This is a genomic window from Bradyrhizobium tropiciagri (genome assembly GCF_001189845.1).
GTDB lineage: Bacteria > Pseudomonadota > Alphaproteobacteria > Rhizobiales > Xanthobacteraceae > Bradyrhizobium > Bradyrhizobium tropiciagri.
The window spans coordinates 37,326-60,562 of sequence record NZ_LFLZ01000050.1; the positions used below are offsets into that span (position 1 = coordinate 37,326).

At 65.5% G+C, this 23,237-nt stretch carries 17 protein-coding genes and 4 pseudogenes; 8 read left to right on the forward strand and 13 right to left on the reverse strand.

The genetic code is table 11. The annotated features are described in order from the left end of the window. Window positions 1-62 precede the first annotated feature (62 nt). Complete coding sequence (locus AKN84_RS30815; protein ID WP_050424254.1) at window positions 63-653, reverse strand: DUF4337 domain-containing protein; 591 nt, start codon at window positions 651-653, stop codon at window positions 63-65. A 145-nt stretch (window positions 654-798) separates the two neighbouring features. After that, entirely contained in the window at window positions 799-1,749 is a 951-nt protein-coding gene (locus AKN84_RS30820; protein ID WP_430649944.1) for a tyrosine recombinase XerC, read from the reverse strand. A gap of 244 nt (window positions 1,750-1,993) precedes the next feature. On the opposite strand from AKN84_RS30820, the gene AKN84_RS30825 reads away from it, so the two are divergent. Further along, window positions 1,994-4,204 (forward strand): primosomal protein N', encoded by a 2,211-nt coding sequence (locus AKN84_RS30825; protein WP_050424256.1) that lies wholly within the window; start codon window positions 1,994-1,996, stop codon window positions 4,202-4,204. Window positions 4,205-4,306: 102 nt separating this feature from the next. Here AKN84_RS30825 and AKN84_RS30830 read toward each other — a convergent pair. Beyond that, window positions 4,307-4,794: pseudogene (locus tag AKN84_RS30830) on the reverse strand (septal ring lytic transglycosylase RlpA family protein). A 630-nt stretch (window positions 4,795-5,424) separates the two neighbouring features. Here AKN84_RS30830 and AKN84_RS30835 point away from each other — a divergent pair. The 7 genes and pseudogenes from AKN84_RS30835 to AKN84_RS30865 all read left to right on the forward strand — a co-directional run bounded on the left by AKN84_RS30835 (window position 5,425) and on the right by AKN84_RS30865 (window position 13,486). Then, window positions 5,425-5,985 carry a F0F1 ATP synthase subunit delta gene (locus tag AKN84_RS30835; RefSeq protein ID WP_050424257.1) on the forward strand — a complete coding sequence of 187 codons (561 nt, stop codon included), beginning with the start codon at window positions 5,425-5,427 and terminating at the stop codon, window positions 5,983-5,985. Then, window positions 5,985-7,513 (forward strand): annotated as a pseudogene (gene atpA / locus AKN84_RS30840) (F0F1 ATP synthase subunit alpha). The gene AKN84_RS30835 and the pseudogene atpA overlap by 1 nt, the downstream one beginning before the upstream one ends. A gap of 91 nt (window positions 7,514-7,604) precedes the next feature. After that, the gene (locus AKN84_RS30845) at window positions 7,605-8,483 is read left to right on the forward strand and encodes a F0F1 ATP synthase subunit gamma (protein ID WP_050424258.1); all 879 of its coding nucleotides are present in this window, start codon (window positions 7,605-7,607) and stop codon (window positions 8,481-8,483) included. 27 nt (window positions 8,484-8,510) lie between these two features. Next, window positions 8,511-9,953 carry a F0F1 ATP synthase subunit beta gene (gene atpD / locus AKN84_RS30850; RefSeq protein WP_050424259.1) on the forward strand — a complete coding sequence of 481 codons (1,443 nt, stop codon included), beginning with the start codon at window positions 8,511-8,513 and terminating at the stop codon, window positions 9,951-9,953. A gap of 116 nt (window positions 9,954-10,069) precedes the next feature. Continuing rightward, on the forward strand, window positions 10,070-10,477 hold the full coding sequence (locus AKN84_RS30855; RefSeq protein WP_050424279.1) for a F0F1 ATP synthase subunit epsilon: 408 nt from the start codon (window positions 10,070-10,072) through the stop codon (window positions 10,475-10,477). 205 nt (window positions 10,478-10,682) lie between these two features. After that, a complete protein-coding gene (locus tag AKN84_RS30860) occupies window positions 10,683-12,350 on the forward strand; it encodes an adenylate/guanylate cyclase domain-containing protein (RefSeq protein ID WP_050424260.1) in 1,668 nt (555 codons plus the stop codon). A gap of 140 nt (window positions 12,351-12,490) precedes the next feature. Next, entirely contained in the window at window positions 12,491-13,486 is a 996-nt protein-coding gene (locus AKN84_RS30865; protein ID WP_050424261.1) for a helix-turn-helix transcriptional regulator, read from the forward strand. Here the strand turns inward: AKN84_RS30865 and AKN84_RS30870 are convergent. The 10 genes and pseudogenes from AKN84_RS30870 to proB form a co-directional block, all read right to left on the reverse strand. Continuing rightward, on the reverse strand, window positions 13,444-13,944 hold the full coding sequence (locus AKN84_RS30870) for an RNA pyrophosphohydrolase (protein ID WP_050424262.1): 501 nt from the start codon (window positions 13,942-13,944) through the stop codon (window positions 13,444-13,446). The two genes, AKN84_RS30865 and AKN84_RS30870, sit on opposite strands and share 43 nt — an antisense overlap. A 45-nt stretch (window positions 13,945-13,989) precedes the next feature. Then, on the reverse strand, window positions 13,990-14,493 hold the full coding sequence (locus AKN84_RS30875; protein WP_050424263.1) for an RNA pyrophosphohydrolase: 504 nt from the start codon (window positions 14,491-14,493) through the stop codon (window positions 13,990-13,992). A 78-nt stretch (window positions 14,494-14,571) separates the two neighbouring features. Continuing rightward, complete coding sequence (locus tag AKN84_RS30880; protein WP_050424264.1) at window positions 14,572-15,813, reverse strand: divergent polysaccharide deacetylase family protein; 1,242 nt, start codon at window positions 15,811-15,813, stop codon at window positions 14,572-14,574. A 146-nt stretch (window positions 15,814-15,959) separates the two neighbouring features. Beyond that, window positions 15,960-17,336, reverse strand: coding sequence for a S41 family peptidase (locus AKN84_RS30885; protein ID WP_050424265.1), 1,377 nt, complete (start codon window positions 17,334-17,336; stop codon window positions 15,960-15,962). After that, window positions 17,333-18,727 (reverse strand): murein hydrolase activator EnvC family protein, encoded by a 1,395-nt coding sequence (locus tag AKN84_RS30890; RefSeq protein WP_050424266.1) that lies wholly within the window; start codon window positions 18,725-18,727, stop codon window positions 17,333-17,335. The genes AKN84_RS30885 and AKN84_RS30890 overlap by 4 nt, the downstream gene beginning before the upstream one ends. 37 nt (window positions 18,728-18,764) lie before the next feature. Then, window positions 18,765-19,246: pseudogene (gene rlmH / locus AKN84_RS30895) on the reverse strand (23S rRNA (pseudouridine(1915)-N(3))-methyltransferase RlmH). 129 nt (window positions 19,247-19,375) lie between these two features. After that, on the reverse strand, window positions 19,376-19,744 hold the full coding sequence (gene rsfS / locus AKN84_RS30900; protein WP_016847840.1) for a ribosome silencing factor: 369 nt from the start codon (window positions 19,742-19,744) through the stop codon (window positions 19,376-19,378). Window positions 19,745-19,930: 186 nt separating this feature from the next. Beyond that, window positions 19,931-20,554, reverse strand: a complete 624-nt coding sequence (locus tag AKN84_RS30905; RefSeq protein ID WP_050424280.1) for a nicotinate-nucleotide adenylyltransferase — start codon at window positions 20,552-20,554, stop codon at window positions 19,931-19,933. Between the two features lie 45 nt (window positions 20,555-20,599). Then, window positions 20,600-21,891 (reverse strand): annotated as a pseudogene (locus tag AKN84_RS30910) (glutamate-5-semialdehyde dehydrogenase). 146 nt (window positions 21,892-22,037) lie between these two features. After that, window positions 22,038-23,180 (reverse strand): glutamate 5-kinase, encoded by a 1,143-nt coding sequence (gene proB, locus AKN84_RS30915; protein WP_050424267.1) that lies wholly within the window; start codon window positions 23,178-23,180, stop codon window positions 22,038-22,040. Window positions 23,181-23,237: the final 57 nt, after the last annotated feature.

Consider the following 23,237-nt stretch of genomic DNA (forward strand, 5'->3'; position numbering starts at 1 on the left):
AGACGCGCGCAAGAGCGCGCTCCTCAGGATGACGGGGGGATAGTAGGGTGCCAGCCGCGGCCTCAATGCAGATGCAGCAAATGCGGCTGGAACAGGCCGAGCACGGTCATCGCGACGCCGGCCAGTGTCACCAGACCCGACACCCAGACGAGCGCGGCGATGCCGGTGATGATGGTCGCGGACGCCAGCACGATGGCGATCTGGAAGGCGGCGGAAGCAAGCTCGAAGTGATGATATTTCGCGGTGGCCTCATCGCGCTCATGCTCTGCGTGCTTGGCGCGTTCGGAGAGTTGTTCTGAACCCTCGCCGGTGTCCGGCTCCGAGCGATAGCGTGCCGCGGTCTTGAGCCAGTCGTCGATCTGCTTCTGCAGGGCAGCCTTGGCCGCCTCGTCGGTGGTGGTGGCGAGGTTCAGCTTGCCCTGTTCGGCCGCGGTCTGCACCGCGGTGCGGCGGATGCTCTTGGCCTGGAAGAAGGCCCAGAGGTTGGAGGCTTCGACGTTCTTGCTGATCGATTCGGTCTGGGCACCCTTGCCGAGGGTTTCCGACAGCGCCAGGCAGAGCGCGATCACGGCGATCAGGAGCGCGATCTTCTTGTTCTCGCCCGACGCATGCTCGGCATGCTCCGCGTGCTCCATACTTTCTTGTGCGCTCATGATTCCCCTCCGATGAGACTGTGCCACGATTGCCGAATGCGATGCACAAGGCAAGGGGCCGCAGTTTGTGGTTAGCCGTATGAAGATGAACGCAGCATGACGGCGAGCCAAATCCGGCGTCTCATCTGGACCCGGATCCGGCCGCTCAGCCGCGCGGGTGCGCGGAGCGATAGACTTCGAGCAGGCGCTCGCTGTCGATGCCGGTGTAGATCTGCGTGGTCGACAGCGACGCGTGGCCGAGCAATTCCTGGATCGCGCGCAGGTCGCCGCCGCGGCTCAGCAGATGGGTGGCGAAGGAGTGCCGCAACGCATGCGGCGTCGCGCTGTCGGGCAGGCCGAGCGCACCGCGCAGCCGCTCCATGGTGAGCTGGATGATGCGCGGGCTCAAGGGTCCGCCGCGTGCACCGACGAACATCGGTCCGGTCGGGCTGAGTTGATGCGGGCAGATCGCGGCATAGTCCGCGATCAATTGCAGCACATTTTGCAGCACCGGCACCATGCGGGTCTTGTTGCCCTTGCCGGTCACGACCAGCACGTCGCCTTCGCCCGGCTTCGGCACGTCGCGGCGCTTCAGCCCCAGCGCCTCGGAGATGCGCAGGCCCGAGCCGTAGAGCAGCGCCATCACGGCGGCGTCGCGCACCAGGATCCAGGTCTCGCGCTCCTCGCCGGCACGCTCATCGGCATCGGCGAACCGTTTCGCCGCTTCCATGTGGATCGGCTTCGGCAGGCTCTTTGCCACCTTGGGCGCGCGGATCGCCGAGAGTGCGCCGACCTTGCCCTTGCCTTCGCGTTCCAGGAAACGGCCGAACGAGCGCAAGCCCGCCAGCGCCCGCATCAGCGACCGTCCGCCGATCTCGTCTGCGCGCCGCATCGCCATGAACGCGCGGACATCGCTTGCCTCGAGCGCGGAGAAGGCCGCAAGCGTCACGCGCGCCCCCCAGTGCTCGGCCAGGAAGGCCAGGCATTGCCGCACGTCGCGGGCGTAGGCCTCGAGCGTCTTCGGCGACAGCCGCCGCTCTGCGCGCAGATGCGACAGCCAGCGCGTCATCTCCTGCGTGACTGATGTGTCGGCGCAGTCGAGCTCGAGCGGTTGCATGGGCTGATCGGTCCGGGCCATCTGTAAAGGGCTATTGGCGCTGCGAATCTCCTGATTATATCGCACTGCCTTCGTTTACCGATCGCTAAGACCGCGCAGCGGTGACAGAGCGTTTTCGAGCGAAGTGGAGGCCGGCTCGCGTGAAGAAAACGCGTCAAAACAAGAAGCTGGAGATTTGGTTCTGATTCATTCAGAACCAAATCTCTAGCCCGGTGCAAAGTTCGGATTCAAAAGCCCTGATTTGATGGATCACACCACGCGCCCCAGCCCAGCCTCCGCATCGACGACACGTGTCGTCGACGTGCTGGTGCCTGTCGCGCTGAACCAGACTTATTCCTACCGCGTCCCGCGCGGCATGGAGCTTGTGCCGGGCGATGTGATCTCTGTTCCGCTCGGGCCGCGCGAGGTCGTCGCGGTGGTGTGGGCCGAGAATGCCAGGCCGGATCCGCGGCTGCACAACCGGCTCAAGGACGTCAGCGAGAAGCTCGATGTTCCGCCGCTCCGGGCGGAGCTGCGCCAGCTGGTCGACTGGGTCTCCACCTACACGTTGTCGGCGCGCGGCATGGTGCTGCGGATGACGCTACGGATGGGCGAGAACCTCGGGCCGGAGCGCACACGGCTCGGCGTCCGCCTCGTCGGCGAGCCGCCGCGGCGCCTGACGCCGGCGCGCCGGCGGGTGATCGAGGTGCTGTCGGACCGCTTGCTGCACAGTAAGTCGGAGGCGGCACGGGAGGCCGGCGTCAGCTCGGGCGTAATCGACGGCCTGGTCGACGAAGGCACGTTGACGGTCGAGGCGATGCCGCCGCCGGCCGCGCCGCCCGTTCCGGATCCCTCTTATGCGCAGCCGGATTTCTCGCGCGAGCAGCGCAGCGCGGTCGACGTGATGCGGACGCTGGCGGCGAGCGGCAGCTTTCACGTCGCGCTGCTCGACGGCGTCACCGGTTCCGGCAAGACCGAGGTCTATTTCGAGGCGATCGCCGAGAATATCCGTCGTGGCAAGCAGACGCTGATCCTGATGCCGGAAATCGCGCTGACCGGCCAGTTCCTCGACCGCTTCGCGCCGCGCTTCGGCGTGCGGCCGCTGGAATGGCATTCGGAGCTGACGCCGCGCACGCGGGCGCGCAACTGGGCGGCGATCTCAGAGGGCAAGGCGCCGGTCGTGGTCGGCGCCCGTTCGGCGCTGTTCCTGCCCTATGCCGATCTCGGGCTGATCATCGTCGATGAGGAGCACGACCAGGCCTACAAGCAGGACGACGGCGCGCATTACCACGCGCGCGACATGGCGGTGGTCCGCGCCCATATCGCCAAGATCCCGATCGTGCTGGCGTCGGCCACGCCGTCGGTCGAGAGCGAGGTCAATGCGCGCAAGGGGCGCTACCAGCGCGTCGCGCTGCCGTCGCGGTTCGGCGGCCAGCACATGCCGCATATCGAGGCGATCGACATGCGCCGCGCGCCGCCGCCGCGCGGGCGGTTCATTTCGCCTGTGCTGGCCGAGCAAATTCGCCACGCAATCGAGCGCCGCGAGCAGGCGCTGCTGTTCCTCAACCGCCGCGGCTATGCGCCGCTGACGCTCTGCCGTGCCTGCGGCCACCGCTTTGCCTGCACGATCTGCGACGCCTGGCTGGTCGATCATCGGTTCCGGCAGCGGCTGGTCTGTCATCACTGCGGTTTCTCGATGCCGCGCCCGAACATCTGCCCGCATTGCGCGGCCGAGGAATCGCTGGTCGCCGTCGGCCCCGGCGTTGAGCGCCTGCAGGAGGAGGCCGCCAGCATCTTCCCCGAATCCCGCACCATGGTGCTGTCGAGCGATCTCATCACCTCGATCGAGACCATGCGCAGCGAGCTCAACGAGATCGCCGAGGGCCGCGTCGACATCATCATCGGCACCCAGCTGGTGGCGAAGGGGCACAATTTCCCGCGGCTCAATCTGGTCGGGGTCATCGACGCCGATCTCGGCCTCAGCAACGGCGATCCGCGCGCCGCCGAGCGGACGTTCCAGCTGTTGAACCAGGTGGTCGGCCGCGCCGGCCGCGAGCAGGGCCGCGGCGTCGGCTATCTGCAAACCCATCAGCCGGAACATCCGGTCATCAAGGCCCTGATCGCCAACGACCGCGAGGCGTTCTACGCCAGTGAGATCGAGATCCGCGAGCGCACCGGCTATCCGCCGTTCGGCCGGCTGGCGAGCCTGATCGTCTCGGCCGGCGATCGCCCGACCGCGGAAGGATTTGCCCGCAAGCTCGCCGCGGTGGCGCCGCTCGATGAACGGATCCAGGTGCTCGGTCCTGCGGAGGCGCCTCTCGCCGTCATCAAGGGCCGCTACCGGTTTCGCCTGCTGGTGAAGTCGCTGCGCAATGTCGACCTGTCGCAATATCTGCGCGAATGGCTGGAGGCGGGCCCGAAGACCAAGGGCAATCTGAAGCTCGAGGTCGACGTCGATCCGCAGAGCTTCCTGTAGGAGTGCCTGCAAAGAAAAAGCCTGCCGTCATTTGCGACGGCAGGCCCTTTTGGCGCGAAGCAGGCCTCGCGGCCGTTACGCAACGCAACGCTTACTGAACGCTTAGGACACGACCTCGGCGGTGACGCGGCCGACGCCGGCGCCGGTCAGGCCGATGGCGCGGCTGCGCCGGTCGAGAGGTCGAGCACGCGGCCGCGGACGAACGGGCCACGATCGTTGATGGTGACGACGACGCTGCGGCCGCCATGGGTGACGCGGATCTTGGTGCCGAACGGCAGCGAGCGGTGGGCCGCGGTCATGGCGTTCTGGTTGAAGCGCTGGCCGGAAGCGGTGCGGCTGCCCGACTCATTGCCGTAGAACGAGGCCATCCCCGAGAACGAGTGGCCGCCGGACGGCTGGATCGATGCATTGGCGTCGCGCCAGGACGAACCTTCGGCGCGGGCCTGGTGATGATGGTGGCGGTGATGATGGTGCCTGGACTTCGCGGACGCCTCGGTCACGCTGCCCCCGACCAGGATAGTTGCGGCTACAAACGCAAGCGCCGTACGCGAGCGGGTTACGTTGCCCGCCGCCTTCTTGATATTCAGCATTGATAAGACCCTCAGACAGTATTGCCGCTAACACGGCAAGTGGAACCCCCGTCCCTTCGTTGACCAAGGCCGTTTGGTTTCGCAATGAGGCACGAATTAGGCAGTAAATCCCAATTGTCTCGGGCTGAAATATCTTGTTACCGCCTTGGGGTATTCAATCGAGGTTCCGTAACCTTGGCCGTTAACGAATTTTTAACGATATAAATACTTACGAATACTGATTATCTGTCCGGCTGTAAGTTTTCGGTAAGTAATCGTGAAATGAAATGGCGGTCCGCTCAGGGTTCCTTGCGCCCGAGCCCATAGGTCCATGCAAATTTCGATGGAACAAAATCGAGGGACGCGAATCGGAGCCGGTTGCGCCGGATTTCCGCGCGCCGAATTTCTCCGATTCGACCGCCGGCCGCGGTCGCGAAAAACCGCATGCGACAAGGCGGCTCTCACGATGCCGTCATGTTGCACCTGCGCGATTGCTATGTTAGCAAAGCCGCGATTTTAACGGTCCCGGCATGTCCTGTGCCGGTCGAAAATCGAAGTCCCGCTTGAATTCCAAGGGCTTGGATCGCTAGGCGCTGCTTTGGTGGCGACGGTTTTTCCCTTGCGAATTTGACAGCAAAAAAGAGCGAGCTTGTGGCTGCTGAAGATCCGTCCGTTTCGGGAGTTTCCGGTCGTTATGCAACGGCCCTGTTCGAGTTGGCGCGCGACGAGCAATCCGTCGATCAAGTCAGGGCCGACCTCGAAAAATTCGAAGCCATGCTCAACGACAGCGCCGATCTCAAGCGCCTCGTTCGTAGCCCGGTGTTTGCCGCCGATGCCCAGCTGAAGGCGCTGACCGCGGTGCTCGACAAGGCCGGCATCGCCGGCACGTCGGCAAAATTCCTCAAGGTGCTCACCGCCAATCGCCGGCTGTTTGCCGTCGCCGATGTGATCCGCGCCTATCGCGCGCTGGTGGCGAAGTTCAAGGGCGAGGCGACTGCGGAAGTCACCGTCGCCGAGCAGCTCAGTGACAAGAATCTCGACGCCCTGAAGACCGCACTGAAGTCAGTGACGGGCAAGGACGTCGCGCTCAACGTGAAGGTCGATCCCTCCATTATTGGTGGCCTGGTGGTCAAGCTCGGCAGCCGCATGGTGGATAGTTCGCTTCGCACCAAACTCAATTCGATCAAGAACGCGATGAAAGAGGCAGGCTGATGGACATCCGCGCCGCAGAAATTTCTGCGATCCTCAAGGACCAGATCAAGAATTTCGGCCAGGAAGCCGAGGTCACCGAAGTTGGCCAGGTGCTGTCGGTCGGCGACGGTATCGCCCGCGTCTACGGTCTCGACAACGTTCAGGCCGGTGAAATGGTCGAGTTCGAGAACGGCACGCGCGGCATGGCGCTGAACCTCGAAACCGACAACGTCGGTATCGTGATCTTCGGCGCCGACCGCGAGATCAAGGAAGGTCAGACCGTCAAGCGCACCCGCGCCATCGTGGACGCGCCGGTCGGCAAGGGCCTGCTTGGCCGCGTCTCGACGCGCTCGGCAACCCGATCGACGGCAAGGGCCCGATCCAGGCCACCGAACGCAAGCGCGTCGACGTCAAGGCGCCCGGCATCATTCCGCGCAAGTCGGTGAACGAGCCGATGGCCACCGGCCTCAAGGCAATCGACGCGCTGATCCCGATCGGCCGCGGCCAGCGCGAGTTGATCATCGGCGACCGTCAGACCGGCAAGACCGCGATCGCGCTCGACACCATCCTGAACCAGAAGCCGCTCAACGCCCAGCCGGACGAGAACCTCAAGCTGTATTGCGTCTACGTCGCGATCGGCCAGAAGCGCTCCACCGTCGCGCAGTTCGTCAAGGTGCTCGAGGAGCAGGGCGCGCTGGAATACTCGGTCATCGTCGCGGCGACCGCGTCCGATCCGGCGCCGATGCAGTACATCGCGCCGTTCACCGCCTGCACCATGGGCGAGTACTTCCGCGACAACGGCATGCACGCCGTGATCATCTATGACGACTTGTCCAAGCAGGCCGTCGCCTACCGCCAGATGTCGCTGCTGCTGCGCCGCCCGCCGGGCCGCGAGGCCTATCCGGGCGACGTGTTCTATCTGCACTCCCGCCTGCTCGAGCGCGCCGCCAAGCTCGGCAAGGACCATGGTTTGGGCTCGCTGACGGCGCTGCCGGTTATCGAAACCCAGGCCAACGACGTGTCGGCCTACATCCCGACCAACGTGATTTCGATCACCGACGGTCAGATCTTCCTGGAAACCGACCTGTTCTTCCAGGGCATCCGCCCCGCGGTGAACGTCGGTCTGTCGGTGTCGCGCGTCGGTTCGTCGGCGCAGACCAAGGCCACCAAGAAGGTCGCCGGCAAGATCAAGGGCGAGCTCGCGCAATACCGCGAAATGGCGGCGTTCGCGCAGTTCGGCTCCGACCTCGACGCCTCGACCCAGCGCCTGCTCAACCGCGGCTCGCGCCTGACCGAACTTTTGAAACAGCCGCAGTTCTCGCCGCTGAAGATGGAAGAGCAGGTCTGCGTGATCTGGGCCGGCACCAACGGCTATCTCGACCCGCTGCCGCTCAACAAGGTGAAGGCGTTTGAGGATGGTCTGTTGTCGTTGCTGCGCGGCAAGCACGTCGACATCCTCAACGCGATCCGCGACAGCCGCGACCTGTCTGACGACAGTGCCGCCAAGCTGAAGTCGGCGGTCGATAGCTTCGCCAAGACGTTTGCATAACGAATGGGGCGTCGCCCGGCTCGCCGCCGGGCGTGACGAACGGAGGCTTGCGGTCTGACCATTGTGGTCGGATCGCCGGGGTGAACGAAGAATGGCGTCACTAAAAGACATGCGGGTCCGCATCGCCTCGACCAAGGCGACGCAGAAGATCACCAAGGCCATGCAGATGGTCGCAGCCTCGAAGCTGCGCCGCGCGCAGAACGCCGCCGAGGCGGCGCGGCCCTATGCCACCAAGATGGATGCGGTGATTTCCAACATCGCAGCCGCGGCCAATGGCACGCCCGGCGCGCCGGCGCTGCTCGCCGGCACCGGCAACGACCAGGTCCACCTGCTGCTGGTCTGCACCGGCGAGCGCGGCCTGTCCGGCGCGTTCAACTCGGCCATCGTGCGTCTGGCGCGCGAGCGGGCGAACGCGCTGCTCGCGCAGGGCAAGGAAGTGAAGTTCTTCTGCGTCGGCCGCAAGGGCTATGAGCAGCTGCGGCGGACGTTCGAGAAGCGGATCGTCGAGCATCTCGACCTGCGTTCGATGCGGCAGATCGGCTTCGTCAATGCCGAGGACATCGCGAGCAAGGTGCTGGCGCGGTTCGAGGCCGGCGAGTTCGATGTCTGCACGCTGTTCTATTCGCGCTTCCAGTCGGTGATCGCGCAGATCCCGACCGCGCAGCAGATCATCCCGCTTGAGGTGGCTGCGCCTGCGGCCAATGCGGCTCCCGCAACCTCGTACGAATACGAGCCTGAAGAGGACCAGATCCTCGGCAGCCTGCTGCCGCGCAACCTCGCGGTGCAGATCTTCCGCGCGCTGCTCGAGAACAACGCCTCGTTCTACGGCGCGCAGATGAGCGCGATGGACAGCGCGACGCGCAATGCCGGCGAGATGATTCGCAAGCAAACCCTGATTTACAACCGAACCCGTCAGGCCCAGATCACGAAGGAGCTGATCGAGATCATCTCCGGCGCTGAGGCGGTCTAAGGCAGAATTTTCGAAGGAGAACAGTCCATGGCTACAGCAGCCAATCCGATCGGTCGCGTTACCCAGGTCACGGGCGCCGTGGTCGACGTGCAGTTCGAAGGCCACCTTCCGGCGATTCTGAACGCGCTCGAGACCAAGAACGGCGGTAACCGCCTGGTGCTCGAAGTCGCGCAGCATCTCGGTGAATCGACCGTCCGCACCATCGCGATGGATATCACTGAAGGTCTGGTCCGCGGCCAGGAAGTGACCGACACCGGCGAACCGATCCGGGTGCCGGTCGGCGAGGGTACGCTCGGCCGCATCATCAACGTCATCGGCGAGCCGATCGACGAAGCCGGCCCGATCAAGGCCGACGGCGTGCGCGCCATCCACCAGGAAGCGCCGACCTACACCGACCAGTCCACGGAAGCGGAAATTCTCGTCACCGGCATCAAGGTCGTCGATCTTCTTGCTCCGTACGCGAAGGGCGGCAAGATCGGCCTGTTCGGCGGCGCTGGCGTCGGCAAGACCGTGCTGATTCAAGAGCTGATCAACAACGTCGCGAAGGCGCACGGTGGTTACTCCGTGTTCGCCGGCGTCGGCGAGCGCACCCGCGAAGGCAACGACCTCTATCACGAGTTCATCGAATCCAAGGTCAACGCCGATCCGCACAATCCGGATCCGAGCGTGAAGTCGAAGTGCGCACTGGTGTTCGGCCAGATGAACGAGCCGCCGGGCGCCCGCGCCCGCGTCGGTCTGACCGGTCTGACGGTCGCCGAGCACTTCCGCGACCAGGGCCAGGACGTGCTGTTCTTCGTCGACAACATCTTCCGCTTCACCCAGGCGGGTTCGGAAGTGTCGGCGCTGCTCGGCCGTATTCCTTCGGCGGTGGGTTATCAGCCGACGCTCGCGACCGACATGGGCGCGCTGCAGGAGCGCATCACCACCACCCAGAAGGGCTCGATCACCTCGGTGCAGGCGATCTACGTGCCGGCCGACGACTTGACCGACCCGGCGCCCGCCACCTCGTTCGCGCATTTGGACGCCACCACGGTGCTGTCGCGCGCGATCTCGGAAAAGGGCATCTATCCCGCGGTGGACCCGCTCGACTCGACCTCGCGCATGCTGTCGGCGCTGGTCGTCGGTGAAGAGCACTACAACACCGCGCGTCTCGTCCAGCAGATCCTCCAGCGTTACAAGTCGCTGCAGGACATCATCGCCATTCTCGGCATGGACGAACTGTCGGAAGAGGACAAGCTGACGGTCGCCCGCGCCCGCAAGGTCGAGCGCTTCCTGTCGCAGCCGTTCCACGTCGCTGAAGTGTTCACCGGCTCGCCGGGCAAGTTCGTCGACCTCGCCGACACCATCAAGGGCTTCCGCGATCTCTGCCAGGGCAAGTACGACCATCTGCCGGAAGCGGCGTTCTACATGGTCGGCACCATCGAAGAAGCCGTCGAGAAGGGCAAGAAGCTCGCCGCCGAGGCGGCCTGAGCTTCATGATGTCGTCATCGCCGGACTTGATCCGGCGATCCATCGAACGAAAACTGTCTTGACTGATGGACCCGCGGGTCAAGCCCGCGGGTGACAGCGCAAAGAACGGAAAGACCATGGCCACCTTCCACTTCGATCTCGTCTCTCCCGAAAAGCTCGCCTTCTCCGGCGAGGTTGATCAGGTCGACGTTCCCGGCGTGGAGGGTGATTTCGGCGTGCTCGCCGGCCACGCTCCCGTCGTCGCCACTGTTCGTCCGGGCATCCTGACGATCACGGCCGCCGGCAAGCGCGACAAGGTGATCGTGCTCGGTGGCCTTGCCGAGATGTCGGACAAGGGCCTCACCGTGCTCGCCGACGTCGCGACCACGATTGCCGAACTCGACCGCGTGAAGTTCGCGGAGACCATCAAGGAGATGGAAGAGAAGCTCGCCGAGAAGGAGGGCTCCGAACTCGATCACGCGATCGAGCGGCTCGACCACTTCAAGAGCATCCAGAACGAGCTCAACACCACGGCTATGCACTAGGGCGCGATTGCCGACCAGCGATCGCGCCGATGTGTCGAGTGAGCCGGCCCCCTTTGTAAAATCGCTCACAGTTTTCCGGTCATCGTCTGCCAAGATTTGAGTGACTCAGCGCTCGCCGCACCCCGGCGGGCGTTGAATGCTTGTTGCACCCGCGAACGTCCGGCGGCATTCTCCCCGGCATATTTGGATTCCGGGGCTGGTGCTCATGAAGCGCAAGATCGCGGCGATCTTTGCGGCCGATATTGCAGGCTATAGTCGATTGGTTGCCGAGGATGAGGAAGAGACGCTGCGGCGGCTTGCCTCCTATCGTCAGGTCACCGACGACTTCATTGCAAAATGCGGTGGCCGCATCTTCAACACCGCAGGCGACGCGGTGCTCGCCGAATTTCCCAGCGCCGTCGAGGCCGTGCGTTGCGCGATCGACATCCAGGAAAGCCTGCGCACGCGCAACATGGCCTATCCGCCGAGCCGGCAGATGTCGTTCCGGATCGGCATCACCATCGGCGATGTGGTCGAGCGCGACGGCGATCTGCTCGGTGACGGCGTCAACATCGCGGCCCGGCTCGAGGGCCTCGCCGAGGTCGGCGGCATCTGCGTCTCGCGCGCCGTGCACGAGCAGGTCGCCAACAAGCTGTCGGTGCAGTTCGCCGACATCGGTGCGCAGGAAGTGAAGAACATCCCGACCCCGGTGCACGCCTACATGGTGGCGATGCGGCGTGAGGACGGCACTTACGCAACGCCGCAGGTGAAGAAGCCGGTCAAGGCCGCGCCTTCAGCTGCGCCAGCCTGGATGTGGCCCGCTGCCATCACCGTGGTGCTGCTGGCCGCGATCGGCGTCGGCGGCTTCCTCGCCTACACCAAGCTGGAAACCTCGGCGGCGAAGCCCGCTTCCGTGGCGAGTTCTACGCCGGCGTCCACGCCCCTGGTATCGGCCTCACCGGCTCCGTTGGTTGCGCCGTCGTCGCCAGCATCGCCGGCGCCATCTGCCCCATCGAAGCCCGCGCCGGCATTGACGGCGACGGCTTCGACTGCGCCAGGTGATAAACTCGGCGATAAACTCGCGGCCGACATCGTTCCGTTCGTCAGCGACCGCACCCGCAACATGCTCGCGACCGAGTATTTGCCCGCAGGCGATTCCAAGGCGGTCGCTCTCAATATCAACGGCTTCGTCGGCTGGAGCGTGGCGCAACCGAATGAGGATGCGGCCAAGACCGCGGCACTCGATCTGTGCCAGAAGCGCGCCGACAATGCGGGCTCGCCGCGCAAATGCGAACTGTACGCCGTGGGCAACACGATCGTGTACGCCCATGGCCAGCCTCCGGTGCCGGCCTTGCCGTGGGTCAAGCGTGACGTGCTGGTCGAGAAGCCGTACGCCACCAAGGACGTGCCGCTGCTGCGCGACGCGGCCAGGGCCCGGCTCGACAGCCTGTTCGTGCCGGGCCGCAAGACGCGAACCATCGCGCTCGGCCCTGGCGGTCACTACTTCTTCAATGCGGGCATCGATTCGCTGGAGGAATCGGCGCGGCGCAATCTGCAAGCCTGCGGCGCGGTCGCCGGCGTGCCCTGCACGATCGTCGTCGTCGACGACGTCTTCGTGGTGCCGATTCCGGCGACGTTGCGCGTCACCGGCTTCCTCAGGGCGGCCGACAGCTCGGTTATCGCTCCGGGCGAGCGGGCCGATGTCGTCCGCAGGCTTGCCGATGCGACGGCAGGCTGGAATGCGGTCGCGGTCGGGACGCAGGGACGGCCGGGGCTTGGATTGAAGGCGGAGAACGAGCTGGGCGCGGTCGACGCCGCGCTCGGCGACTGCGCGAAGCGCGACAGCGATTGTCATGTCATCGCGATCGGCCCGTTCACGGTCGGCCCGAACTAGAACCTGCAAAGTGGTGAACCGATCCGGAAAATGTGAAGCAGCTTACAGCTGAGATCGGTCACAAATGACAAGCTGCGGCGCAACGACGAGCCGACTCGATCGGATCGCGATTCCACTTTGGACGTAATGGACAAGATTCCGTGTTGACCTTCTCCACCGACGCGCTCCGTCCGCAGGACCGTTTCGAGCACTGGTGCGACGTGCGCGGTAAGAGCCTGTTCGGGGTCACGATCGAGCTCGAGCGCGACAAGCGGCCTGACTTCCGCGGGCACTTTTCCGCGACGCCCGTGGGCGATGCCGTGCTGGCGGAAATGTCGGCATCGTCCTATCGGGTCAGCCGTACCTCATCGGACATTACGCGCGTCCCGAGCAACAGCCTGCAACTCGCCTGGCAGGTGCGCGGCCCCGGCCACCTGAATATCGGTCGCGATCGTGTCCAGTTCGTGCGCAACGGAGACCTGGTATTCGGCCATTCCAATCGCCCGTATTTCTCGACACCCGAACGGACCGACGGTTTTCATTTCTTCAGCCTCAAGATCCCGGTCACCAGCGAGCTGGTGCTCGGTGCGCGAATCGAGGATGCGCCGCCGGTCGCGCTGGCGCGTGATGCGCGCCTGACCCGGCTGGTCGGCGCCATGTTCCGCGCCATGACCCGCGATCCGGCGCAGGCCGGGCAGTTCGCCGACGAAGTCACGCATATGGCGCGCCTTGCGCTGCTCGCGCGCGGACGTTTGCGGCCGCGACAGGATGAAATCCGTGCCGCGCTGCATGCGGGCTACCTCCATGCCGCGCGCGAGATCCTGCTGCGCGATCTGCATCGCGCCGCGCTGACGCCGGCCGCGGTCGCCACCGAGCTCGGCGTTTCACTGCGGCAGTTGCATGCGCTGTTCGAGCCGACCGGCCTGTCGTTCGCGCGAACGCTGACGGCGACCAGGTTGCAGGAGGCGAGGCGGCTGCTTTACAGCATGCAGGAGCGCGGCATCGACGAGATCGCGTTCGCGTGCGGCTTCGACAGCATCGCGACGTTCTATCGCGTGTTCCGCGCGACCTACGGCATGACGCCGGGCGATGCGCGGCGCGTTCCGTCGCAGGATCAGCCGGCGAATTCCGCGAACCGGGTCGCGACCGCGCGATAGACGTCGCGGCGGAACGGCACCACCAGATCGGCGACGCGGTCGAGGCGCTCCCAGCGCCATTGATCGAATTCCGCAGGCTGGCCGTTGCGCGGCGTCAGCGGATCGATCTCCTCGTCCCGTCCGGTGAAGCGCAGCGCAAACCATTTCTGCCGCTGACCGCGGAATTTGGCGAGCCGATGCGAAGCCGGGCCGTCATAGGCGGGGAATTCGTAGGTCATCCAGTCGGTCTCGCCGAGATAGTCGGCGCTGACCGCCCCGGTCTCTTCCCACAATTCGCGCATCACGGCCTGGCGCGGATCCTCGCCGTCATCGATGCCGCCTTGCGGCATCTGCCATTCGAGGCCGGGCAGCACGATCTCCGGACCATCGTCCTTGATCCGGTGGCCGATCAGCACGCGTCCAAAGCTGTTGAACAGCGCGATGCCCACGTTGGGGCGATAAGGCTTATCCGATGACATCTCGATGGCTGCGTCGCGCGTTGATCTGGCCGGTCGCCCGGCCGTTCACTTCGCCGCCAGACCGGCGAATTCCTTCACGACGCGCTCATAGACCGGGCGCTTGAACGGCACAATCAGCTCCGGCAAATTCTTCATCGGCTCCCAGCGCCAGGTGATGAACTCGGCCTTGTGGCCGCCACCGGGGTTGGCGACGTTGATCTCATTCTCGTCGCCGGTGAAGCGCAACGCGAACCACTTCTGCCGCTGGCCGCGATAGCGGCCCTTCCAGGCGCGGCCCGCGACGGTGCGCGGGATGTCGTAGATCAGCCAGTCCGAGACCTCGCCGAGCTTCTCCACTGACTTGACGCTGGTCTCTTCATAGAGCTCGCGCCGCGCGGCCTGAAACGTATCCTCGCCGGGATCGACGCCGCCTTGCGGCATCTGCCAGACATGCGCGTCGTCGACATGTTCGATGCCGCCCGCGCGGCGTCCGATGAAGACCAGTCCGGCCGTATTCAGCAGCATGATGCCGACGCAGGTTCGATAGGGCAGGTCCTCATAACGTGCCATGCTGCCGCTACCTCGCATTTCCTGATGCCATCAGACCCGGCCCCCCGGCTAGGTCATGCTGCACCAACAGATTGATCTTTAGCCCGATTTTGATTTCAGCATCGCCGTTGTCAATGGCACAAGCATAATGCCCTTGGAATCCAGTGTCTTGAGCCAGGCGCCGAGCCGCTCGATCGAGACCGGCAGCGCCGAGGCGACGCCCACGGCCGTGCCGCGTTCCTTGGCGATGGTTTCCAGCTTGACCAGCGCGCGGTCGATTTCTGCCGACGTCGGCACCGCGTCGATGGCGAAATCGGCCCTGGCGAACGGCAGCGACTGGCCCGCGGACAGGCTCTGCGCGACGCTGCGCGGGGTGGAACCGTCGTCGAAATAGCTGAGGCCGCGCTTGGCCGCTTCGCGCACGATGGGTTGCATCACGGGATCGGTCGCGACGAAGCGGGCACCCATGAAATTGGCGATCCCGGCATAGCCCTGCAGGCGGCTGAGGTGCCAATAGAGCCGGTCGAGGTTCTGTTCGCTGCTCAGCGTGGTCAGCAGGGTCTGCGGCCCCGGATCGTTGTCGGGATAGTCGAACGGCTCCATCGGGATCTGCAGCAGGATCTCGTGGCGCTGCGCCCGGGCGCGTTCCGCAAGCTTGCCGGGGTCGGCGCCATAGGGCGTGAAGGCCAGTGTCACGGCCGGCGGCAGCTTCATGATGGCATCAGTGGTCTTGGCGGCGCCGACGCCGAGGCCGGCGACCACGATGGCAACCACCGGCATCCGGGCCGCCTTGGCGCGGTCGGCCTCGGCCGCATAGACCGTGAACGGCTTCAGGCCGTCGGCGACCACCGGGATCATGCCGTAGCGCGACTTTTCCAGCAGGCGCGGGTCGATGCCGCTCATCGCGAGCGGCGGCGCGTCGCCGTCAGCCTTCTCAGCCGCCAGGTCGCCGTCAGCCTTCTCAGCCGCCAGGTCGCCGGCGCCGATCACGACGTCCTGGCGCTTGCCGCTGGAGCCGTCGATGATGGTGACCGTCCTGGCGTCGCTCTTGGCGTCGCCGGCCGCAGCCGGAGCCTTGGCGGCGGATTTGACCGCCGGTTCGGCCGGGGCGTGCTTGTCGTCGGCGGATGCGGGTGGGGGATTACGGAGGGTGATGCGGGCCATCGGCTCGCCGCCGAGCGGGTTGTCGTTGAACAGCGCAACGCCAACGAAACCGACCAGCACGAGCCCCAGCAGCACCGCGAGCGCCTGCATCGCCGTGAATGGCAGGCGGAAACGGCGCGTCCTGCCCACGGTCTGCTGCCCAAGCGGCGTGCTCAGTTCGTCGGCCGCTTCTGCCATGCCCCTCCCCGAATCAACAGCGCAAACGATAGCACGATGCGGTGCATTCCCGCGCGCCGGCCTCCCCGGCAAAGCACCGATGGGAGAATGCAACAGCAAAAAGGGCGGCCGGAGGGCCGCCCTTTCGCCTGGACGATTGGATTGGATCAGTTCGCGGACTTGTTGGCCGGCTTGTCGGCGGCGGCCTTGTCACCGGGCGCCTTGTCATCGGCCGGTGCCGGCGTGGCGTTCGAGGTCGACTTGATGCCGTGCAGCAGGTCGTCCGCCATCTTCAGCGCCTTGTCGTCCTTGGCGTCCGGCGGGACGTAGGACTGCGAACCGGTCTTCTCGTCGCCATCGTTCTTCAGATGGCCGCGCAGCGAAGCCTCGCCCTTGGTGTCGGTGCGCGCCTTCAGCTCGTCCGGCACGTCCTGCAGCACCTCGATATCGGGCACGATGCCCTTGGCCTGGATCGACTTGCCCGACGGCGTGTAGTAGCGCGCGGTGGTCAACCGCAGCGCGCCGTTGCCCGAGCCGAGCGGGATGATGGTCTGCACCGAGCCCTTGCCGAACGAGCGGGTGCCGACCAGCGTCGCACGCTTGTGGTCCTGCAGCGCGCCGGCGACGATTTCGGAGGCCGACGCCGAGCCGCCGTTGATCAGCACGATGACCGGCTTGCCCTTGGTCAGGTCGCCGGGATGCGCGGCGCGGCGCTGGGTTTCCTCGGCATTGCGGCCGCGGGTCGAGACGATCTCGCCACGCTCCAGGAAGGAGTCGGACACGGTGACCGCTTCCTCGAGCAGGCCGCCGGGATTGTTGCGCAGGTCGATGATGTAGCCCTTCAGCTTGTCGCCGATCTGGCCCTGCAGATTGGCGACCTCCTTCTTCAGGCCTTCGGTGGTCTGCTCGTTGAAGGTGGTGATTCGGATATAGGCGATGTCGTCGGCCTCGACGCGCGCGCGCACCGAGCGGACGCGGATGTTGTCGCGCACCAGCGTCACGTCGATCGGATTGTCCTGGCCCTTGCGGATGATCTTGAGCTTGATCTTGGTGTTGACCGGACCGCGCATCTTCTCGACGGCCTGGTTCAGCGTCAGGCCCTGCACGGCCTCGTCATCGAGATTGGTGATGATGTCGTTGGCCATGATGCCGGCCTTCGAGGCCGGGGTGTCGTCGATCGGCGAGACCACCTTGATCAGCCCGTCTTCCATCGTGACTTCGATGCCGAGGCCGCCGAACTCGCCGCGGGTCTGCACCTGCATGTCGCGGAAGCTCTTGGCGTCCATGTAGCTCGAATGCGGATCGAGGCCGGACAGCATGCCCGAGATCGCGGATTCGACCAGCTTGGAGTCGTCGGGCTTCTCGACATAGTCGCTGCGCACACGCTCGAACACGTCGCCGAACAGATTGAGCTGGCGGTAGGTGTCCGACGTCGCGGCGCGCGCGCTCGATCCCATCAGCACAGCGCGGGGCTGCGTGACGAAAAGCGTCAGGGCCGCGCCGGTGGCGGCGCTAAGGAGAATTACCGAAGTCTTGCGCATCATCCGCGAACCTTTTCGCCTTCATTTGTGGCCCACCATGGACCTGGATCGATTGGAGTGCCGTCTTTCCGGAACTCGACATAGAGCACTGGCTGGCTCGCATTGGTCGCGAGAATGGATGCAACTTGGGACGTCGACCCCATGGTCGCAACCGGCTCCCCCGTAAGTACAAACTGGCCGATGTTTACCGAAATACGCTCCATCCCGGCGATCAGGACATGATACCCGCCCCCGGCATTGAGGATCAAGAGTTGTCCATAGCTGCGGAAAGGACCCGCGTAAACAACCCAGCCGTCACACGGGGTTGTGACCTGCGCGCCCGGTTTGGCTGCCAAAGAAATGCCTTTTTGTACGCCCCCCGCGCCGTCGGAACCGCCAAATTCGCGAATCTTGGTGCCATTCACGGGATAGGCGAACAGGCCTTTGGCCGAGGCGAAGGCGACCGCCGGGCTCATGCGCGCCGGGTCCTTGAGCGCCCCGAGATTGGGTTTACCGTTAACGGTCGCCGGCGCCCCCTGGAGGCTGGCCGTGGCGGCCGCCTTGGCCGCGCTCTTGAGGTCCTGCTCCATCTTGGCGATCAGGCTCTGCAGATTGTCGGCCTGCTTCGACAGCGCAATGGCGCGGGCGCCCTCCGCCTCCATGTCCTTCTCGGCCGCGCTCTGCTGCCGCTGCCGCTCGTCGACCAGCGCCGCAAGCCGGGTCTGGTCCTCCCTGAGCTTGTCGCGGTCGGCCGCCAGTGCGTCGCGCTCGGTCGAGATGGTCTTGCGCAGCGCGACCAGTTCGCCGAGATCGGCGGCAAGCTTCTCGGCGCGGACGCGCAACTCCGGCACCACGGCGCCGAGCAGCATCGCGGTGCGCAGCGATTGCAGCGCGTCCTCGGGCCGCACCAGCAGCGCCGGCGGGGTGCGCCGTCCGGCGCGCTGCAGCGCGGCCAGCACCTCGATCACTTCGGAGCGGCGTGAATCGAGCGAGCTGCGGATCTCGCGCTCGCGGCCGTCGAGCGGCTGCAACCGTGCTTCGGCCTCGCCGATCCTTGTTTCGACGCCGCGCACCTGGCCGGCAATGTCGATCAGCTGTTGATTGAGCTTGCTGCGGTCCTGGCCCATCGCGGCGATGTCGGCCTTCAGCTTCTCCTGCAACTCGGTCGCCTTGCGCTGCTGCTCGCGCGCGGCCTCGAGCTCCTGCTCGCGCTGCTTGATGGCGTCGGGCGATGTCTCCGCCGTCGCGGCCTGCTGTGCAGGTGGCGTGGCTTGCTGTGCCGGTGGTGTTGCTTGCGCATGCAGCGCGGCCAGCGGAGCAGCGGCGAACAGCACGATCGACAACGGCAGCGACACCGGCAGCCGGTGGCGGCGCGCGGTCTCGAAATCAGAATGCTTGTCCCGCTTGTGCTGCATCCGAGCTGTTCAGCGCTTTTGTCTGTCCCTCACCGCGTCACGCGCGATGGTAGGGGTGGCCGGCCAAAATGGTCGCGGCCCGATAAATCTGTTCCAGAAGCATGACGCGGACCATTTGGTGCGGCCAGGTCGCGGAGCCGAATGCAATACGCAACGAAGCCTTGCGCTGCAATTCAGGCGAAAGTCCGTCGCGCCGCCGATCACGAAGGCCGCATGTGCCGCCCCCTCGTCGCGCCAGCGGCCGAGCTGCTGCGCGAAGCTTGCGCTGTCGATGCTCTTGCCGCGTTCGTCGAGCGCGACCAGCATGTGCTTGTCGGGCAGCAGCGCCGCGATCGCCGCGGCTTCTTCCGCGATGCGCGCGGCCGTGTCGCGCGCGCGGCTCTCCGCAATCTCATGAATCTCGAGGCCGCGAAAGCCGAGCTTGCGGCCGATATCCTCGAAGCGCTCGCGGTAACGCTCGGCGAGCTCCCGTTCAGGGCCCTGTTTCAGGCGGCCGATGCAGATCACGACGAGGCGCATACACGCGTTTTCCGGCAAAGTGGAATCCGGTTTGCCGTAGAAAACGCGTCAAGTCCATGACTGGCGCGCCTCAAGGCGCGCGCACAAGCTATATGCGCTGCAGCCGATTCGCATCGGCTTCGATACCCTTTAGACCGCCGCGACCGCCGGGTTCTGAGTCCACAACCGCTCGAGGTTGTAGAACTCGCGCACCTCAGGCCTGAACACGTGCACGATCACCTCGCCGGAATCGATCAGCACCCAGTCGCAATTGGGCAAGCCCTCGACGTGGATGTTCTTGACCCCGTTTTCCTTGAGGCTCTTCGTCACATTTTCCGCGATCGCGCCAACGTGCCGGTTCACCCGGCCGGTGGTGACGATCATGTAGTCGGAATATGCGGATTTGCCCCGAAGGTCGATGGTGACCGTCTCTTCCGCCTTCATGTCCTCGAGGCGGGAGAGGATCAGGCTCAGCGTCTTGTTGGCATCCGGTTTGTCGGCGTCCGGTTGCGCCTGCAAGGCCGCGGTTTTCGTCGATGTTTTACGCGCAGTCTTTGGAACCTTGGGTAAAACAGACTTTGACAATACAGATGTGGCCAGGGACCATTCCTTTCACTGTATCGCGGGTGCCGAATCCTCGGCCCCACGCGCCATATTACGCATGTGGGGTTAATGGTTTCAATATTCCAGTAACCCTTTTGCGCTTCACGCCGTTCTCCAGCTCCCGTCCGGGTTCCGTAGTCCGGTCGAAGACAGATTGGATTTCATTCCTGTCAGGAAGACCCAGGCCGGCGCCCGCTGGTCGGCCAGCCGTGTCGCCTGATTTTCGGGCATGCGATAGCGCGTGAGTGCCTGCGCCGCCGGTGCGGCAAGGGCGCGGAAGCTTTGGGGCGGTCGGTCGATCACGGCAATCGGCACATCGGACGCGATGCGCCGCCAATCTTTCCAGCGATGAAATTGCGCGAGATTGTCAGCGCCCATGATCCAGACGAAGTGCACGCCGGAGACACGGCGGCGCAAGTGGATGATCGTGTCGACAGTGTAGCGGGTGCCGATGACAGCTTCGAGACAGGAGATGTCGATGCGCGGATCGTCGGCAACGCGGCGCGCGGCGGCGGCGCGCTCGTTGAGCGCATGCAGGCCGTCATGGTTCTTCAGCGGATTGCCCGGCGTCAGCAGCCACCACACGCGATCGAGCTGCAGGCGCTTCAGCGCGAATTGGCTGATGGCGCGATGCGCGGCGTGCGGCGGATTGAACGAGCCGCCCAGCAGCCCGATGCGCATGCCGTTGGTGTAGAACGGAAGCGCCTGGGCTGCGGATAACGGCACGGTGGAAGCTTGCTGCAAGGATCTACCGTGTGCGTGCGACAATGATCACGGCCGTGTCTGCCCGGTGCCGTGGACGCGGTACTTGAAGCTCGTCAGCTGCTCGGCGCCAACGGGGCCGCGGGCGTGGAATTTGCCGGTGGCAATGCCGATCTCGGCGCCGAAGCCGAACTCGCCGCCGTCGGCGAACTGGGTCGAGGCGTTGTGCAGCACGATCGCCGAATCGACCTCGTTGAGGAATCGCTGCGCGGCAGCGGCATCCTCGGTCACGATCGCATCGGTGTGATGCGAGCCGTGATTTTGAATATGCGCAATCGCTTCATCGAGACTGTCGACGATCTTCGCCGAGATGATCGCGTCCTCATATTCGGTGGTCCAGTCCTCGTCGGACGCGGGCTTCACCCTGGCATCGACGCCTTGCACGATGTCGTCGCCGCGCACCTCGCAGCCGGCCTCGATCAACAGCTCGATCAGCGGTTTCAGCTTCGTCGCGGCAGCGCCACGATCGATCAGCAGGGTCTCGACGGCACCGCAGACGCCGGGACGGCGCATCTTGGCGTTCAATACGACCGACTTGGCCATGTCGAGCTTTGCACTTGCATCGACGTAAATGTGGTTGACGCCCTCGAGATGCGCGAACACCGGCACGCGCGCCTCCGCCTCGACGCGACCGACCAGGCTCTTGCCGCCGCGCGGCACGATCACGTCGATGCCGCCGTTCAATCCCGTCAGCATCAGGCCGACCGCTGCGCGATCGCGCGTCGGGACCAGCGTGATGGCGGCTTCCGGCAGGCCGGCTTCACGCAGGCCCTGCACCAGGCATTGATGGATCGCGCGGCAGGAGCGGAAGCTGTCGGAGCCGCCGCGCAGGATCACGGCGTTGCCGGACTCAGGCACAGCACGCCGGCGTCGGCGGCGACGTTGGGACGGCTTTCGAAGATCACGCCGACGACGCCGAGCGGCACGCGCACGCGCTCGATGGTCATGCCGTTCGGCCGTTGCCAGCTCTCGGTGACGGCGCCGACCGGATCGACGATCTCGCGCACGGTCGCAACGCCATCGGCCATGCCGTCGACGCGCGCCTGCGTCAGTGTCAGGCGGTCGACGAAGGCAGAGGTCATGCCGCCCGCGCGCGCTTCCGCAACGTCCTCGGCATTGGCGGCGAGAATCGCCGGCGCGTTGGCGCGGATCGCGCGTTCGATTGCGGCAAGCGCCCGGTTCTTCTGCTCCGGCGGCGCCAGCGCCAACACGCGCGCGGCGGCACGCGCCTTGGCGGCGAGGTCGGTCATCAGAGCGGTGAGATCGGCGTTGCCGTCGATCGCCTTCAGGGGCGCGGTCATGGAAGTCCCAGCTTTGGTTTGGGCATGCACTTGGATCATGCCCTAAGGCCATGTTCTAGCATGGCAATTGAGGGGTGGCGAGGCGCGGAACCGGCATGGCAGGTGGGCGGCAGGCCGCCCGCTCGGCCAATGGCCTACCCAATGGCTTACTTGGCCGGGATCGCGCCGGCCGGCCCGATCACGAGGTCGTCGCGATGGATCATCTCGGACCGGCCGCTGATGCCGAGAATGGCCATCACATCAGGCGAGGAGCGGCCCTTGATCTTCTCGGCGTTCTCGGCGTCGTAGGCGACGAGGCCACGGCCGATCTCATGGGTATCGGGGCCGCGCACCACCACGGCATCGCCGCGGGCGAACTGGCCGTCGACCCGGATCACGCCGGCCGGCAGCAGGCTCTTGCCGGCGCGCAGTGCGGCCACGGCGCCGGCGTCGATGGTCAGCGTGCCCTTCGGCTCGAGCGAGCCCGCGATCCAGCGCTTGCGCGCGGTGACGGGATTGGCCGGGGTCAGGAACCAGGTGCAGCGGCCGCCGTCGGCGATCGCCTGCAGGGGATGCTCGATCTTGCCGGAGGCGATCAGCATATGGGTGCCGGCGGTGGTCGCGATCTTCGCGGCCTCGATCTTGGTGGTCATGCCGCCGCGCGACAGCTCGGACCCGGCGGAGCCCGCCATCCCCTCGATCTCCGAGGTGATGCTTTCGACGACAGGAATCAGCTTGGCGTCGGGATCGACCGCCGGCGGCGCGGTGTAGAGGCCGTCGATATCGGACAGCAGGATCAGAAGGTCCGCGCTTGCCATGGTGGCGACGCGTGCGGCGAGGCGATCATTGTCGCCGTAGCGGATCTCTGTCGTGGCGACCGTGTCGTTCTCGTTGATGACAGGCACCGCGCGCCATTCCAGCAGCTTTGCGATGGTCGAGCGGGCGTTGAGATAGCGGCGGCGCTCCTCGGTATCCTGCAGCGTCACCAGGATCTGCCCGGCGCCGATGCCGTGATGGCCAAGCACCTCCGACCAGATTCGCGCCAGCGCGATCTGGCCGACCGCAGCCGCTGCCTGGCTTTCCTCGAGCTTTAGCGGGCCGCGCGGCAGCTTCAGGCGGCTGCGGCCGAGTGCGATCGAGCCCGACGACACCACCATGACCTCGCAGCCACGTTTGTGGAGCTTCGCGATGTCCTCGACCAGCGCCGCGAGCCACGATGCGTGCACCTCGCCGGCCTGCGAATCGACCAGCAGCGACGAGCCGACCTTGACGACGATGCGGCGGAAGTTCTTGAGCGCGGGGCGTTTCATGGGTTCGGTCTGGCAGGAGCGTGGAAGCAATGGGCGCCACGGTGTGACATGGACGTG